The sequence below is a fragment of the Rhizobium sp. J15 genome (genome assembly GCF_002531825.1).
Classification (GTDB): Bacteria; Pseudomonadota; Alphaproteobacteria; order Rhizobiales; family Rhizobiaceae; genus Rhizobium.
In genome coordinates, this window is sequence record NZ_NWSX01000004.1 from 96,034 (window position 1) to 110,009 (window position 13,976).

The 13,976-nt window shown below is 60.3% G+C and carries 10 protein-coding genes; 7 read left to right on the top strand and 3 right to left on the bottom strand.

What is annotated here, in order from left to right; genetic code table 11:
• Window positions 1-141: 141 nt before the first annotated feature.
• Complete coding sequence (locus CO670_RS05590; RefSeq protein WP_097589343.1) at window positions 142-921, bottom strand: response regulator transcription factor; 780 nt, start codon at window positions 919-921, stop codon at window positions 142-144.
• 552 nt (window positions 922-1,473) lie between these two features.
• Here CO670_RS05590 and CO670_RS05595 point away from each other — a divergent pair.
• The 6 genes from CO670_RS05595 to CO670_RS05620 are packed head-to-tail and all read left to right on the top strand — an operon-like array spanning window position 1,474 to window position 6,999.
• Window positions 1,474-1,980, top strand: coding sequence for an acyltransferase (locus CO670_RS05595; RefSeq protein WP_097589344.1), 507 nt, complete (start codon window positions 1,474-1,476; stop codon window positions 1,978-1,980).
• Complete coding sequence (locus CO670_RS05600) at window positions 1,977-3,014, top strand: Gfo/Idh/MocA family oxidoreductase (protein WP_097589345.1); 1,038 nt, start codon at window positions 1,977-1,979, stop codon at window positions 3,012-3,014. Before CO670_RS05595 ends, CO670_RS05600 begins: the two co-directional genes overlap by 4 nt.
• Window positions 3,011-4,114 (top strand): DegT/DnrJ/EryC1/StrS family aminotransferase, encoded by a 1,104-nt coding sequence (locus tag CO670_RS05605; RefSeq protein ID WP_097589346.1) that lies wholly within the window; start codon window positions 3,011-3,013, stop codon window positions 4,112-4,114. The genes CO670_RS05600 and CO670_RS05605 overlap by 4 nt, the downstream gene beginning before the upstream one ends.
• Window positions 4,104-4,823 (top strand): acyltransferase, encoded by a 720-nt coding sequence (locus CO670_RS05610; protein WP_097589347.1) that lies wholly within the window; start codon window positions 4,104-4,106, stop codon window positions 4,821-4,823. Before CO670_RS05605 ends, CO670_RS05610 begins: the two co-directional genes overlap by 11 nt.
• Entirely contained in the window at window positions 4,820-5,791 is a 972-nt protein-coding gene (locus CO670_RS05615) for an NAD-dependent epimerase/dehydratase family protein (protein WP_097589348.1), read from the top strand. Before CO670_RS05610 ends, CO670_RS05615 begins: the two co-directional genes overlap by 4 nt.
• On the top strand, window positions 5,788-6,999 hold the full coding sequence (locus tag CO670_RS05620; RefSeq protein WP_097589349.1) for a DegT/DnrJ/EryC1/StrS family aminotransferase: 1,212 nt from the start codon (window positions 5,788-5,790) through the stop codon (window positions 6,997-6,999). Before CO670_RS05615 ends, CO670_RS05620 begins: the two co-directional genes overlap by 4 nt.
• 72 nt (window positions 7,000-7,071) lie before the next feature.
• Here the strand turns inward: CO670_RS05620 and CO670_RS05625 are convergent, their stop codons facing one another.
• On the bottom strand, window positions 7,072-8,580 hold the full coding sequence (locus CO670_RS05625) for an O-antigen translocase (RefSeq protein WP_097589350.1): 1,509 nt from the start codon (window positions 8,578-8,580) through the stop codon (window positions 7,072-7,074).
• Between the two features lie 137 nt (window positions 8,581-8,717).
• Window positions 8,718-10,034, bottom strand: a complete 1,317-nt coding sequence (locus tag CO670_RS05630) for a polysaccharide biosynthesis/export family protein (protein WP_097589351.1) — start codon at window positions 10,032-10,034, stop codon at window positions 8,718-8,720.
• Window positions 10,035-10,560: 526 nt separating this feature from the next.
• Between CO670_RS05630 and CO670_RS05635 the strand changes: the two genes are divergently transcribed.
• On the top strand, window positions 10,561-13,976 hold a 3,416-nt coding region (locus tag CO670_RS05635), incomplete at its 3' end, for a DUF4082 domain-containing protein (RefSeq protein WP_097589355.1).

The window sequence follows — 13,976 nt, forward strand, 5'->3', positions numbered from 1 at the left end:
ATAGGGAAATCGCAGGTGCGAACAGCCTCACCGGCAGAGGCGCATATGACAAACGCCCCAGGTGGGGCTGAAGGTGCTCCACCTGAGGCATTCTGAGTCATGCGCTCGTGATGCGATGCAGGATCCGGTCGGCCGACCGCATCAGCATAGGCTGTTTGCCGCAGAGCCGCCCGAAAGAAAAAGATCGTTGAGCTTGAACACGACTTCCGTTCTGTTCGTTGCTTTGACCTTTTTCATAATATTACGAACATGCACCTTTACAGTGCTTTCTCGCAGGTTGAGCTCATAGGCGATGATTTTATTCGCCTTTCCGCGTCGGAGCGCTTCCACGACTTCGACCTGACGATCCGTGAACATGCCGGCTAGCGGGCGTGCCGTCGAATTGCTCGAGTCCAGCAAGTGACGCATGGCGAACAAAGCGCTGGCAGGCACAAAGATTCCTCCCGCCACTGAAAGCGCGATCAACTCCATACAGACACTGACGCTGACCGAGGCGGGTATGTACCCTTTGGCTCCGTACTCAAGCGCCCTGACGATTTGCCCGAAATCGTCGCTATCAGCCAGTACGATGAGTGGCGTTGATACGAATTCCGATGAAAGTTTCCGGATTTGCTCCGAAACGGCCGGTTCATCGATCTTCTTGCCGCCGACGTTCAAGAGGATTGCCGAAAGCGGAGGATATTCATCGCGCTTCTGCTTCCACTCCTCAATTGATCCGAATGCCAGGATCTGCAAATCCGCTTTCTGGGCGGCCATGCATTGCGCCAGGCATTGACGATCGAGCTCGCGATTATCGAGAATGACAAGCGAATGCGCGTGTCTTCCCGGGACGGCAGGCGTGTTCGCATTATTTTCCATCCTCAGCGGAAGAGCGACGTTCTCCTGCCTGAGGTCCAAATTCGGTATAAGTGCTGAATTCACAGCTTCACCCTCCCCTAACACGTTACGCTAAACTACGCCCCGAGTATCCACCCCTCTCAAAACGGGGGTTTAGGAAACTCTAAAGTAGGAATCGAATACCACAGTTCGCGGAACGTTACAGTAGCTAATAAAGGCTAAATAGCGCACAACTTCCGTCATGTTTCGGGAATTGAAAGTTAAATCTGAAGTAGTCTTGCTTGTTACTAAGCAAGTTGCAGAATAAATCTATTTTTTACACCGTAATTTGCGGCGCGCCACTAAATATATGGAAACAATCACAGTCTCCCGCTTCGGGACGGCAACGGATGGGGCAGGTGAGCGCGCCACCAACGGCGGCCGCCATATGATTAAGGGCGTAAGTCATCATAAGTAGATACGCCTTTAGGTGAATAACCTTAAACGTTTTGTTTCTTTACTCAGATGCAGAAAACAATTCTCTTTGGACTGTAGAAAAATATTAGTCCTGTCGGTGTGAAACCTCGGGTGTAATCACGCGATTGTTTGTTTCAACTGAAAGTCTGGACCTGTTCAAGAGTAGGGGGTTTTGCAGGGATGATTGCATCGAACGTCAAGCTGGATGACGGCACCATTATCCACCATCCGGACCTTGTAAATCTTTACGGCTGCACGATCGGGGCGGGAACGCGCATCGGCACCTTCGTCGAGATTCAGAAAAACGCCGTCGTCGGAAAAGACTGCAAGATCTCCAGCCACTCCTTTCTCTGCGAAGGCGTGACGCTCGAGGACGGCGTCTTTATCGGCCACGGCGTCATGTTCACCAATGACACTTACCCGCGTGCCGTGAATGCGGACGGCAGCCTGCAGACGGAGGCCGACTGGGTTGTCATTCCCACACTCGTCAAGCGCCATGCTTCGATCGGCAGTAACGCCACCATTCTGCCCGGCGTGACCATCGGAGAGGCCGCCCAGGTCGGCGCCGGCGCTGTCGTAACCAAGGATGTGCCTGACGGCGCCATTGTTGCCGGCGTTCCGGCCAGGATCACCGGTCACGTTCATGACCGGTCAGTAAACATGCAAGCGTTTGGAGGAATGCGATGATCGGCATTGCTGTTGTTGGATATGGATATTGGGGCCCGAACCTGGTCCGCAATATTTCGGAGGCGGCCGGGGCGCAGCTCATTTCAGTCTGCGATCTCAACGTCGATCGGTTGGCGGCGGTCAAAAGCCGCTATCCGGCAGTCACGATCACCGATAATTTCGAGGAAGTCCTGCGTGATCCGAGAGTGGATGCCATCGCGATCGCGACGCCGGTCTCGACCCACTACAAGCTCGCAATGCAGGCTATGATGGCCGGAAAGCATGTCTTCGTCGAAAAGCCGATGGCATCGACGACGGAGGAAGCATCCCGGATGGTCGAAGAAGCCGCGCGGCGACGCCTCGTGCTCGCCGTCGATCACACCTTCGTCCACACCGGCGCCGTCCGCAAGATGCGCGAGCTGGTCGAAAGCGGCCTCGGCGACATGTATTATTATGACTCGGTTCGGGTCAATCTGGGGCTCTTCCAGCATGATGTCAGCGTCATCTGGGACCTTGCGGTGCATGATCTTTCCATCCTGGACCATGTCCTGCAGGAGAGGCCGGTCGCCGTTTCCGCGACGGGCATGAGCCATGTGCTCGGCGAGCCGGAGAACATCGCCTATCTGACGCTCTTCTTCGAGAGCAAGCTCATCGCACATATCCACGTCAATTGGCTGGCCCCGGTCAAGGTGCGCCGCACGCTGATCGGCGGCAGCAACAAGATGATCGTCTATGACGATCTGGAGCCCAGCGAGAAGATCAAGGTCTATGACAAGGGCATCACCATGTGCCCGAACTCCGATGCCTATGGCGAGAAGGTGCACCAGATGCTTGTGGGATACCGCAGCGGCGACATGTGGGCGCCCAAGCTCGATATGACCGAGGCGTTGAAGCGCGAGCTGGATCAGTTCGTCGAGTGCATCGAACAAAATACGCGGCCTATCACGGACGGGCAGGCCGGGTTGCGTGTCGTTCGAGTCCTTGAAGCGGCAAGCCGGTCGCTCGCCCAGCGCGGCCGTGTCATCGAGCTCGAAGAGGCGAGGCGCATCGCATGATCCCGTTCCTCGATATCAAGGCACAATATCAATCGATCAAGAGCGAGATCGACGCCGCCGTGCTCGGTGTTCTGGCCTCCGGGCAATACGTCCTGGGCGAAGAGGTTCTGCGCTTCGAGCAGGAGTTCGCCGACTATTGCAACGTCAAGCATGCAATAGCCGTCAACACCGGGACGAGCGCGCTGCATCTCGCTCTGCTTGCCGCAGGCATCGGCCCCGGCGATGAGGTCATCACGGTGCCCTTCACCTTCGTCGCGACCGTGTCGGCAATCTGCTACACAGGCGCACGGCCGGTGTTCGTCGATGTCGAGCCGGTGACGCTCACCATGAATCCGGCTGAGATCGAGGCGAAGATAACCTCCCGGACCAAGGCCATCATCCCCGTCCATCTCTACGGTCAGATGGCCGATATGGACGCGATCAAGGCGATTGCCGATCGCCACGGCATCCCCGTCATCGAAGACGCCTGCCAGGCCCATGGAGCGCTATACAAGGGCCGGCGTGCCGGCAGCATCGGCGTATCGGGATGTTTCAGCTTCTATCCGGGCAAGAACCTCGGCGCCTGCGGCGAGGGGGGCCTTGTTGTCACCAATAACGACGACCACGCCAAGACGATGCGCATGCTGCGCGACTGGGGTCAGGAACAGCGCTACCACCATCTGCTGAAGGGCTTCAACTATCGCATGGACGCCATTCAAGGCGCGATCCTGCGGGTGAAGCTCCGGCATCTGGAGGATTGGACGGAGGCGCGCCGCGCTCATGCGCGCCGCTACTCGTCGCTGCTTTCAGGACTGCCGCATCTGGAGCTGCCCGTCGAAACAGCCGACCGGCGTCACGTCTTCCACGTCTATGCCGTCAGGAGCGCCGATCGCGACGGACTCCAGCGTATGCTCAGCGCCGAGGGCATACCGTCCGGATTGCATTACCCCATTCCCGTTCATCAGCAGAAGGCCCATGCCGATCTCGGTTACCAGGCCGGCGATTTCCCGGTCTCGGAAGCCGCGGCACGCGAGGTGCTCTCCTTGCCGATCTATCCCGAGATGCCTTCGCGCCATATCGACCAGGTCGCCGCCGCGCTGGAGTATGCCTATGTCAGCTAGTCATGCAGGCAAGGCCCGGATCGTGCAGGCGGTCCACGGCCGCCATGAACGGCCGGCAGATCCGGCGTATCAGGCGGGGCTCGCCGAAGAGCTCAGGCAATCATATGGGCGCGCCGGCTTGATCGACCTCTACGGTCGCTTTGCGACCGGAGACGGCCCTGTCGACACCCTGATGCGGAAAGCGATCTGGCAAGCGATCGCGCGAAGCTGCGGCACCGGATTGCAGGTTGCAGGCGGCGCTGGTTTCAAACATCCGGAAACATTCGAGATCGGCGATGGCGTATTCATCGGCGCCCAGGCCTATATCCAGGGACGCTTCGACGGGACGTGCAAGATCGGCAACAATGTCTGGATCGGCCCGATGGCCTATTTCGACGCCCGCGATCTGGAGATCGGGGATTCCGTCGGCTGGGGGCCGGGCGCCAAGGTGCTTGGCTCGACCCACACGGCGCTGCCGGTGGATGTGCCGATCATCCGCACCGATCTTGAAATCAGGCCGGTGCGCATCGGTGCGGAGGCCGACATCGGAACGAATGCGACCATTCTTCCCGGCGTGACCATCGGGAAGGGGGCGATCATCGGAGCGGGGGCAGTCGTCGTTTCCGACGTCGAGCCGTTCTCGGTCGCCGCAGGTGTACCTGCGAAATTCATACGTTGGCGTTCGGAGAATGATCCGATGACGAACATGTCGCGTGAGGGAAGATCATGAGAAACAAACGAGTGCTCATCACCGGCGGCGCCGGTCTGATCGGTTCGCATATCGCCGATCTTGTCGCATTGGAAAAACCTCGCGAGATCATCATCCTTGACAATTTCGTGCGTGGGCGCCGGGACAATCTCAGCACGGCGATATCAAGCGGGTTCGTCAACATCATCGACGGCGATATCCGCGACAGAGCGCTTCTGGCCAAAACCTTCGAAGGCGTGGACATCGTCTTCCATCAGGCGGCAATCCGCATCACGCAATGCGCGGAAGAACCGCGGCTCGCTTTCGATGTGCTGGCCGAAGGCACATTCAATGTTCTCGAAGCTGCCGTGAAGGCCGGCGTGTCGAAGGTCGTCGCGGCCTCTTCTGCCTCCGTGCTGGGCCTTGCCGAAAGCTTCCCGACGACCGAGCAGCATCACCCCTACAATAACCGGACGATCTACGGCGCGGCCAAGACCTTCAACGAGGGCTTGCTGCGCAGCTTCGCCGAGATGTACGGCCTGCGCTATGTGGCGCTACGCTATTTCAACGTCTACGGACCGCGAATGGACGTTTACGGCGCCTATACGGAAGTTCTCATCCGCTGGATGGAGCGTCTTGCAACCGGAATGCCGCCGCTCGTCTATGGAGACGGCAGCCAGACGATGGATTTCGTGGACGCGCGCGATATCGCGCGGGCAAACATTCTCGCCGCCAAGAGCGACGTCACGGACGAAGTCTTCAATGTCGCGAGCGGCCAGGAAATAAGCCTGCTGGAACTCGCCCAGATGCTGAGCAGCATCATGGGCGTTTCACTCGAGCCGCAGCACAAAGAGGCCCGGACGGTCAACGGCGTAACCCGTCGTCTCGCCGATATCAGCAAGGCCGAACGGCTCCTCGGCTTCAAGGCTGAGATCTCGATGGAACAGGGGCTTCGCGATCTCGTTGCCTGGTGGCAGCAGCAGACTGCTGCGGGGGGAGCGGCAGCATGAGCTCACCTCAATCCACAATTCCGGTCGCCAAACCCGTTCTCGGGGAGGAAGAGGCCGAGGCCGTGCGCCGCGTCATTCTGTCGGGATGGGTGACGCAGGGACCCGAAGTCGCGGCTTTCGAGAGCGAATTTTCCTCCTTTGTCGGCGCTCCGCACGCCTGCGCCATTTCCAACTGCACGACCGCGCTTCATCTGGCCTTGAAGGCGGTCGGCGTGGGTTCCGGCGATGAAGTCATCACGGTCAGCCATTCATTCATCGCCACCGCAAACGCCGTTCGCTACTGCGATGGGATGCCCGTCTTCGTCGACATCGAGCCGGATGGCTACAATATCGACCCCGGCTTGATCGAAATGGCGATCACGCCCCGCACCAAGGCAATCCTGTGCGTGCATCAGCTCGGCATGCCTTGCGATCTCCGCGCGATCGTGGAGATCGGCAAGCGCCATTCGATACCCGTCATCGAGGATGCGGCCTGCGCGACGGGAAGCGAAATCCTGTGGGAAGGGCGCTGGGAAAAGATCGGCAAGCCGCATGGCGATATTGCCTGCTTCTCCTTCCATCCCCGGAAGGTCGTCACCACTGGCGATGGCGGCATGCTCACGACTGTGAATCCGGACTACGATCGAAAATTCCGGCTGTGGCGCCAGCATGGCATGAGCGTCACCGACGCTGTCCGTCATGGCTCCAAGCAGGTGATCTTCGAGGACTATGACGAACTGGGCTATAACTACCGCATGACCGACCTCCAGGCGGCGGTCGGGCGGGTGCAACTGCAACGGCTGCCGGAGCTGATTGCACAGCGACGGCGATTTGCCGCGCAGTTTTGCGATGGCCTGTCCACCATCGCCGGCCTGTCGATTCCGGTGGAACCGCGCTGGGCCCGCAGCAACTGGCAAAGCTTCTGCGTGAGACTGTCCGATGACATCGACCAGCGGGCCGTCATGCAGGCGCTGCTCGATCAAGGAATATCGACGCGACGCGGTGTGATGAACATTCATCTGGAGGGAGCCTATTCCGGCCAAAACTCCCATCGCGCCGCCACCAGCCTGACGCGAAGCGTTTCGGCGCAGCAGCAAACCATCATCCTGCCGCTTTACGCCCAGATGACGGAGGCCGATATCGAAAGGGTCATCGAGGCATTGCGCCAGGCCGTTGCCGGCGCCGGGCGCGTCGTCCGTCAGCCCGAGCAGGACGTCGTGCCGGCCTGAAGCCACGCCTGCCCGCTGCGGCGTGCGGATACAACATCGGAAAAGCGCGCATCACCCGATGCGCGCTTTTTCTCATGCGGATTTCGTGATCCATCCTCTGACGAATGCGGGCATCGATTCCGGTGGCAGCAGCTCCACCAGCATGCGCAACGAGTAAAGCCCGGTCACCACAACGGCGACACAGCCGATCACCATCGCCGACCATGCCGGCAGGAGCAAAAAGGCCGAGACGACCAACCCCGATGCAGGCAGGAACAGAAGCGCGTGCCTGCGATTGGCGCGCGACCAGCGAAAGCCGGTGAGGCGACGCACGATCACGTAAATCAGAATACTATGCCAGACGTAGAGGCCGAAGAACGCCGTGCCGGCTCCTGTCGTGCCGAACTTCGATACGAAGAGCCACGCCAGCCCCACATGCACCAGCGTTGCTGCAACCTCCGTCCAGAAGAAGATCGCCTGCGCACCCTTCGCGAGAACGATGAAACCCATCGGCCAGGCGACGATCCTGAGCATCATTCCAAGGCAGATCCAGCGCAGGAGCTCCACGGCCCCATGAAACTCGGCCGAATAAAACAAGCTCATCACAAGCGGCGCCAGGGTCAACGTGGCGATCAGACCGGGGCCGGCCAGCAGCATGCTGATTTCCGCCTGCTCATTGACCAGCCGGTTGCACTCGGCATTGTTGTCTGCGGTTGCGGTCAAGCGCGGATAGAAATCCGTTCCCATCGCCTGAAGGATGAAACCGGCATAGAGCCCCCCGAGCGCCCAGGCTGCCTGATACAATCCCGCCGCGACGACGCCCCCTTCATTCAGCACGATAATGCGAATGGCATAGGCCGCGCCGAAGGTCAGAAGCCCGCTTGCCATGAAAGCGACGCCGAGCCTGAACAGAGCTTTGGCTTCCGAGCCGAACTCGCGCGCCGACATTGGCGGCGGCTGCGTGGATATTTGTTTGCTGTACCACCAGGTGGGAAGGAGCGAGACGGCCGCGATCGCCACGAGAGAGGGTGCGATCGCCTTCTCGCCGAACAGATAGATCAGCGGGATGCTCACCATGGTGCCGAAGAGCCCTGAAAGTACGTTGATGCGGGCGAGATTGGCAATGCCTCGCAAGCCCTGGATCAAAGCGGCCTGCCCGGCAGAGACGAGCCGGAAGAATACCGCGAGTGACAGCAGCACGATGCCGCCGGCATGCTGGTAGTCGCCGAAGGTGTAATCCGATACCGGAAAAGCCAGCGCCGCAAGCAAAAGCGCGCCAAGCAAGCCGAGCACCAGCGAGATGCGCCTGAGCGCCGTTGCCGACCGCGCGATCTTCTCTTCGTCGCCGGCGCCCGCTGCCTCGGCGATCCGGCGCACGCCGCTGCTGCTCACGCCCAGACCGGCTATCGCTTGCGCGATATCGAGGATCGCCCCGTAGAGGCCAAGAAACCCTATGCCTTCAGGACCGAGCAGAAGGGCGAACGCCTTGTTGCGAATGATGCTCAGGGCGACATTTACCAGAGATGACCCGCCCATCAGCATCGTCGACTTGAGGATTTGGGTATAAGTCTGACCGCTGGGTGGGATCATGCGCAGAGTCATCGCTCAAATCCTAGCCGCAAGGTTCGGTTCGAGCCGGTCCGTATGAACGGCAATTTCCTGCAGGCAGGCCGCCTGCGCGCCCTGATGGCGCTCGAACCTCTGCTCCGGATATGTTGAGAACAGCTGCACGCCGCGGGTCACTGGACGGCTCGATCTGCGAGCGTCTGAGTTTCGAAAGACGGGCCTGTATTGGCCTGCGGCGCATTCTCCAGAATGCGCGGCTGAACGACTCTCACCACATCGCCCGGTACCAGCACCGTCGTTTCCGAGGCTTCGAATTGATTGATTTGTCCCTCGCTGCGACGGGTCACGCTGAAGGTAAGCGGGAGGTCGACGACGAGATTCTTGACGCCGTCATTGCTCCCAAGGTCGGTGATGAGCAGCTTCTGCAGTGTTTCGCGCTTCAGCTTGAATTGATCGAGATTTGCCCGCTCGGACTGTGCTTCGGTCGCCACTTCGCTCCGGCGTGCGTCGTAGAGCCCCTCGAGGTTGCGCGTCGCCTCGCTGACCGCCTGGCGGCCCCGCATCACGGCGGTTACAAGGTCGAGCTTGTCGGAGCGGTAGGTCGTCAGCAGCCGTTCCAAATCCATCTGCCTCGACGAGACCGTCAGGCCCTTCTGGACCAGGGACTTGACGCTGGCCAACTGGTCCTCGACAGTTTTGATAATGTCGTCTGCGCCGGTCAGTTTCTCTTCCAGCGTCGAAATCTCGGTGGTCAAAAGATCGCGCAGTTCGGTGAACGCCCTTGCCTGCCTCTCCACCGCATTGGCGCGAGCCCGAAAGATAATCCTTTCCTGATTGTATATGGCGGCGGCAAATTGCTGATCGGCGCCGGTCGCCTGATCGAAGGTAATGTCGTTCGCTCCATCCATCTCTGCCTGGAGCCGCGCCAGCCTTGCGGTACTGCGCAGGATCGAGTGGTCGATCTCGCGCAGTTCTCCGACGATCTGGATCGACTGCGTTTCCTCCTGTTCCTTGGCGCGACGCGGTCCGCCGCTCATTGCGAGCGATTGCAAGACGGTCAGTCCGGGGTGGAAACTGTATTGCCCAGGCGTGGTGACGTCTCCCACGACGTAGATCGGCGGGTATTCGAGAATTTCGATGCTGACCGCCGGCGCCTGAACCAAACCGATCTTTTCCTGCAGGCGCTTGCCGATCTCGTTTGTGAGGTCGGTGTCTTTCAGATTGCCGACGGAAATAGATCCGATAAACGGCAAGGAGACCGTGCCGTCATCGGCGACGCTGTATTCGCCGCCAAGCGCATCCCAGCGTTCATACTGGCCCTTGGACTGCATCCACTGGACGATTGTTACGCGGATTTTCGTTTGTGGCGCCAACGGCGCGCTGTCGGCGAGAGCCGGCGGCGCGGCTCCGGCAAGAAGGATGAGTGCGCTGATGGCAAACATCGTGCGAAGGAACGATTGAGGGGTGCGGTGCGATGAATTCATGTACATATCTCGCCTGCAAAACACCCTTAGACGGATGCCAGTCCATGCCTTGACGCTGTTCGGCGGCCGACGACAGGTTCGGAGCCGCATCGCTAGTGTGCAATCTGGCGAAGCCTTGAGGAAGGTGGAGGCCGCTTGCTTTGCCTCATCACTATTGATGAGGTGGGAGAGGGTGCCTCAGCCTAATCGAGCAGGAGCACATATCCCGCGCGGCTCAGAACTATCATCCCGGAAGATCAAAGGTTTGCACGGAGGAACAGGCACGCTGGCCGAGAAGGGCGGCGACCGGCTGCGGCGCCGGACCATGATCGGGCAAGATCGAAGGTGCCGCAATTCCAAGAGCCTTTGCCGTTGCTCGAAGTCCAGTGTGCGGCTTCCTGTCGCGGCAACACGGCTGCTTGTCCAAAGGATGCCGCCTGTAGAGCGAAAGGCGTAGGATATATTCCGTTACTTTTCGACTATACTTGAGTGCTTCGTATTTAAGCGATCCTCATAGATTCGATCCTAATTGATTTCGCGAGGGGTTTTTCTCATGTATCGCAACGCTCGCCGGTGGACTTCGCGCTCACTCCTGATGGATTCGTTGGTTCCCCGATGGTTGACGGTCGGCGGAAAGGAAAGGCCGCGCAAGCCTGGCGGAAAGCACGGGGATAGTGCTCAACTCGCGGCAGCGGCGCAAACCGTGGATGGAAGCAAGCCGGGCACCCTTGTCAACGATCCCCATGAGGATGCGGCGCTCAACGAGCATGATGCAAGGCAGAGCGCAGGCGTGAATGACGACGCGGTCAGCCGGGCCGGCGACGGCCCCGCAGCGCCGCCATTGCCGGATGCTTTCACGATCAATCGCGAAATAGGAGAGCGAAGCGGTGATATGACCCGGTCCGTGCTCTCCTCTCAGACGCCGGGTTTTGTCCATTTTGCGCCGGATGCAAACAGAGTTGCGTTTGGGGCAACGCCGTCTCTTCCGCACACCTATGCCGGAATGAGCTCCATAGGCGATGATCCTCTTGCTTCGTACCTGCCGCAAGGCTCTGCACCGACAGCGTCCGGGCAAGCTTCCGCTATGGTGGCGGCTGAGCGGTCGCACTCGGGCAACGTCGTCATTCTCGAATCGACGCCGTCCGCGCAGTCGACCGTGCAGCATGCTGGAGCGAATGCGCTGGCGTTCGGCATGCCCTTCGGTGTGTGCGGGTGCGGCTACTTTACCTCCCCGACGCGTATCCTCGATTGGGCCCATGGCGGCGCCCTGCTGCAGCAGGACGGCCAATTGCCGGGAACCAGGCTGACCGAGGGGCCGGACTATGTGTCGACGCTCAAGCGGGCGATCGGCGCCTCGACCAGCGACCCGCTTCTCGATCGTGACCTGTCGCCTCTTTCCGGCTGGCGTGGAACAGCGAACTGGACGGAATCGACGGTCTTAAACGGATCGTTGCCAGGCGGCGGAGAGACCGGAACGGGCGCTGCCAAATCCAAGGGTGTCGGCATCCTCTCCGGCTCGGTGACGACAACACCACCTTCCACGCAGCGGTCATTGACAACGCAAAATCTGGCCGCCGCCGCGGCTGCGGCCAGTAACGCGATCGTATTGGAAAACCAGAAGCAGGGTAACCCGGAGAGCGAATGGGGCATTGATGGGAACGGTAGCTCCAACATCGAAGGGTTTGCGACCGACATCAGCGTCGACAACGGCAAGACGATCAGCTTCAAGATCAATACCAATTCCACCAACTACCGGATCGATATTTATCGCCTCGGCTATTATGGCGGCATGGGCGCCCGCAAGGTCGCCACCATGCAGCACACCGGATTGCAGACCCAGCCCACTCCGTTGCGCAACGCCACGACCGGAACGGTGGATGCCGGCAACTGGGCGGTCTCGGCGTCGTGGACCGTACCTGAGGACGCCGTGTCGGGCGTCTATATCGCCAAGCTCGTGCGTCAGGATGGCACCGCCGGCCAAAATCACATCCCGTTCATCGTGCGCGATGACGACAGCCAAAGCGACATCGTCTTTCAGACCGCAGACCAGACCTGGCAAGCTTACAACGGCTGGGGCGGCGCAAACTTCTACGGCGGCAACGGTCCGGCGACGGGGCAGGGTGCTGGTCGCGCCTACGCGGTCAGTTACAATAGACCGATAGCAACCCGCGGTGGGGTCGGTACTTATGCCGGTCCGCAGGATTACCTGTTCGGCGCCGAATATGCGGGCATCTACTGGCTGGAACAGAACGGCTATGACGTCTCCTACCTGTCGGGTGTCGACGTCGACCGCTACGGCAGCCTGTTGCTCAATCACAAGACCTATATCGATGCCGGGCATGACGAATACTGGTCGGGCCAGCAGAGAACGAATGTCGAAGCCGCGCGCGACGCCGGCGTCAACCTCATGTTCTGGAGCGGCAACGAGGTCTATTGGCGCACCCGTTGGGGCAATGCCTATAGCGCCGACGGTACGCCTTATCGCACTCTGATCTCCTACAAGGAGACATGGTCGCCCACCGCCAGCATCGACCCTTCCAACGAATGGACGGGCACCTTCCGTGATCCCCGCCTCAGCCCGCCCGCCATCGGCGGCGGCAATCCGGAAAACTCGCTGACCGGGCAGTTGTTCAAGGTCGACGATGTCGGCAACAATCTCCAGTCGATCACTATTCCCTACGATGACGCCAATCTGCGTTTCTGGCGCAATACCAGCGTTGCCAATCTTCAGCCCGGCCAGACGGCGACGCTCACCAAGAACTATCTCGGTTATGAATGGGACGAAGCGCCCGACAACGGCTTCGACCCGGCCGGCCTCGTGAAGCTGTCGTCGACGACGCTTCCGGTCAGCACCTACTTGCTCGATTACGGCAATACGACCGGCAATGCGACCGCGACCCATAATCTGACGCTCTATCGCGCCCCGAGCGGCGCATTGGTGTTCGGCGCCGGGACGGTCTACTGGACATGGGGCCTGAGCGACAATCACGATCTCACAGCGACTCCGACGGACCCGCGCGTGCAGCAGGCGATGGTCAATCTGCTCGCCGACATGGGCATTCAACCCGGAACGCTGCAATCCGGGCTCGTCGCCGGGACCGCTTCGTCGGACCAGGCTGCTCCGACCTCCGTCATCACGGTGCCCGGGACGGTGGCCGTTGGATCCAACGTGACGATCACAGGCACGGCTGCCGACACGGGCGGCGGGGTGGTCGCCGGCGTCGAGGTTTCGACCGATAACGGCGCGAGCTGGCATCCAGCGACAGGCGATGAGAACTGGACCTATAGCTGGTCGCCGCAGGTTGCCGGCAGCTACACGATCCTGTCGCGCGCCGTAGACGACAGCATCAACCTCGAAACACCCTCGGCCGGACGCACGGTCACCGTCAGCGGACCGAGTTACACGTCCCTTTTCGGCTCGGCGACGCCGGCAGTCGTCAACACAAACGATACCTCAGCCGTCGAACTCGGGGTCCGCTTCCAGACCTCCGTGGCAGGGACTGTCGGCGGCATACGTTTCTACAAGGGCAGTCAGGACACGGGCACGCACACAGGTTCACTCTGGTCGAGCACCGGCACGCGGATCGCGACTCTCACCTTCACGAACGAGACCGCCAGCGGCTGGCAGACCGCGTATTTTTCCAGTCCGGTGGCATTGACGCCCGGGCAGATCTATACGGCGTCCTACCACACCAATACCGGTCGTTACTCGACCACCGCCGACTATTTCCTCTCCAATGTGACGAGTGGCCCGCTGACGGCGCCCGCGAGCGGTAATGGCGTATATCGATATGGCAGCAACAGCCTGTACCCGACCGCCACCTTCAATGAGACGAATTACTGGGTCGATGTGATGTTCAATCCGTCGTCCTCGAACACGACGCCGACGGCGGTTGCGGATGCGGGGGATGCGACGGAGAAGGGCGGGGTCGCCAACGGTTCGGGTGGCGTGGTCGCCAGCGGCAATGT

Coding starts and splice junctions, on each gene's coding strand:
- CO670_RS05615 (WP_097589348.1), top strand. CDS start 4,820: ATGAGAAACAAACGAGTGCTCATCACCGGCGGCGCCGGTCTGATCGGT.
- CO670_RS05605 (WP_097589346.1), top strand. CDS start 3,011: ATGATCCCGTTCCTCGATATCAAGGCACAATATCAATCGATCAAGAGC.
- CO670_RS05595 (WP_097589344.1), top strand. CDS start 1,474: ATGATTGCATCGAACGTCAAGCTGGATGACGGCACCATTATCCACCAT.
- CO670_RS05620 (WP_097589349.1), top strand. CDS start 5,788: ATGAGCTCACCTCAATCCACAATTCCGGTCGCCAAACCCGTTCTCGGG.
- CO670_RS05600 (WP_097589345.1), top strand. CDS start 1,977: ATGATCGGCATTGCTGTTGTTGGATATGGATATTGGGGCCCGAACCTG.
- CO670_RS05630 (WP_097589351.1), bottom strand. CDS start 10,034: ATGTACATGAATTCATCGCACCGCACCCCTCAATCGTTCCTTCGCACG.
- CO670_RS05610 (WP_097589347.1), top strand. CDS start 4,104: ATGTCAGCTAGTCATGCAGGCAAGGCCCGGATCGTGCAGGCGGTCCAC.
- CO670_RS05625 (WP_097589350.1), bottom strand. CDS start 8,580: ATGACTCTGCGCATGATCCCACCCAGCGGTCAGACTTATACCCAAATC.